This window comes from Streptococcus mitis (assembly GCF_946190065.1).
In the GTDB taxonomy this organism is placed as follows: Bacteria; Bacillota; Bacilli; order Lactobacillales; family Streptococcaceae; genus Streptococcus; species Streptococcus mitis_DE.
Map to the genome: position 1 here is coordinate 1 of NZ_CAMHZD010000062.1, position 356 is coordinate 356.

The 356-nt window shown below is 38.2% G+C and carries 1 pseudogene; it reads right to left on the reverse strand.

Annotation, left to right across the window (positions count from 1 at the left end):
* Positions 1–329 (reverse strand): annotated as a pseudogene (locus OCF96_RS09905) (hypothetical protein); the annotation flags it as partial.
* Between the last annotated feature and the right edge of the window lie 27 nt (positions 330–356).

The following is a 356-nucleotide window of genomic DNA, read 5'->3' on the forward strand; positions in this document are numbered from 1 at the left end:
TTATAGGTCTGGTTGACTGGTTTTTGTTCTTCTTGAACAGTTTCCTGATACATAGAATCAGTCATAAAAGGCTTATAGCGCGGGCGATTCTCTTCTAAATCCTTCTTGGTATAGTAAGCAATTAGAAAGTCCTCGACCTGCTGTTCAGTAAGAGATAGTTGTTCCTGTTGTTTCTCTTCTGGTTTCTGCTTTGCCTCTTCCTGAACTTGACTATTCTGTCTCAAATTCTGCTGTACTCGGGCAATAGAATAGCCCAGGACAATACATAAAATAGCAGCAACTCCCATAAGGAATCCCTTTACCATTTTGATTAACTTTTGATTATACATTCTTTTCCTTTCTTATTTAGGGGTAAC